Source organism: Flavobacterium sp. AJR, from assembly GCF_002156885.1.
In the GTDB taxonomy this organism is placed as follows: domain Bacteria; phylum Bacteroidota; class Bacteroidia; order Flavobacteriales; family Flavobacteriaceae; genus Flavobacterium.
Genome location: NZ_NCWQ01000184.1, coordinates 1 through 1,779, shown reverse-complemented (window position 1 = coordinate 1,779; position 1,779 = coordinate 1). Strand labels below are relative to the sequence as shown.

The 1,779-nt window shown below is 37.1% G+C and carries 1 protein-coding gene; it reads right to left on the bottom strand.

What is annotated here, in order from left to right; genetic code table 11:
• On the bottom strand, nt 1-1,773 hold a 1,773-nt coding region (locus tag B8T70_RS23450), incomplete at its 3' end, for a PKD-like domain-containing protein (protein WP_304529092.1).
• Between the last annotated feature and the right edge of the window lie 6 nt (nt 1,774-1,779).

Below are 1,779 nucleotides of genomic sequence, written 5' to 3'. Positions count from 1 at the left end.
GCTACATTCCAGCGTTACATCAAGCGCAGCTGGAGCAGTTGTCCAAGTTGGTGCGGTTGCATCTTGAACATTAATTATCTTAGTACATGTTGATTCACATCCATTGATGTCTTTGATAACTAAGGTTAGTGTAAATGAAGCGCCACAGTTAGCACCCGCAGTTATTAAAACTGTTTGGGAAGATGTATTACCATTAATAGTAGCATTTCCTGAAATTGACCAAGTGTAATTGCTCATTCCTGCAGGTGCTGAATAACTATTACCTGTTGAAGATGGGCAGATTGGGCCATCTGGACCTGTTATCAAACATACTGGTAATGGATTAACTGTCACTGTTACCGTAAAAGTGCTTCCTGTACAAGTTCCCGAAGTAGGGGTTACGGTATATATTACGTTTATCGGAGCATTGGTTGAATTTGTCAATGTACCACTTATATTAGTAGCATTGTTTCCAGCAGCAGTTCCTGAAATCCCAACTACATTTGGAGCTGACCAACTATAGGTCGTACCAGACGGAATTGTTCCATTAGTTCCATTTGTTGGTGTTACAGTAAAAGTACCTCCACTACATATACTAGTAGCAGTTATATTGTTCAATACTGGTTTCGGATTTACCGTTACTGTTACCGTAAAAGTACTTCCTGTACAGATTCCCGACGTTGGAGTTACGGTATATATTACGTTTATCGGAGCATTGGTTGAATTTGTCAATGTACCACTTATATTAGTGGCATTGTTTCCAGCAGCAGTTCCCGAAATCCCAATTACATTTGGAGCTGCCCAACTATAAAGAGTACCAGCTGGGACTGTTCCGTTGGTTCCATTTACTGGTGTTACAGTAAAGGTACCTCCGCTACATATACTAGAGGCAGTTATTGCTGTTATCACTGGTGGGGTGCAACACGCTACTAAAGTTATATTATTGACTGTTTTAGTATTTGGAATAACTTGATTTGTTGGATCTGAGACAGTTAAACTGGCACTAAACGGACCAGCTGAAGAATAAGTCACAGTATAAGGACCTATTGTTGTTAAACTAACTGGGGAAATTGTAGCAGCACCAGGAAATGACCAGCTATAATTAGTGTTTGGCTCAACTCCTGTTGAAGTACTGGTATAAACCACTTTTTGATAAGTACCTCCATCACAACTTTTAGTAATAGAAAAATCGGCGAACAAAGGTGTTTTTATAATTATCCCACTAGAAAGTGCACTGCTGCATTTAGGAGGATTACAAGTTATCAAAGAAAGACTTTGAGCAGGCGTAATGGCTTGCCCACTTGTTTCCCAACTTAAGTAAATGTTTTTTAATTCAAGGGATTGACCTGCAGTATAGTTTGTAATTTGAGCCATTCTGTATTTGGAACCGGCTGTAATTATACTCCCTCTAATTTTAATAGTTAACCTATCAGTTGCAGCACCAACAAAATTAGTGTTATCGAAATTTTTTCGAACTCCTCCAACCAGATAGTCAAATTGAAATAACAAATCATATTTGGAACTGTTAGATGAAATAGTAACCCAAATATACAATCCATTTACAGGATTTGAAATATAAGCCAAAGTAGCCACATTCCCAACATTATCACCTAAATAAACATCTCCAAAATTTACATCTTGAGCATTACATTGCGAAAAGGAACATGCAGGAGTCGTTGTTAATGAAGCATTAACATTATCGAATGTAACATTAGTATTTTGTGAATAACTAACTGTCGTTGAAAACAATAATATTAAAAAAGTTAAAAACGGAATAAAAGTAATTTTTTTCATAATCTT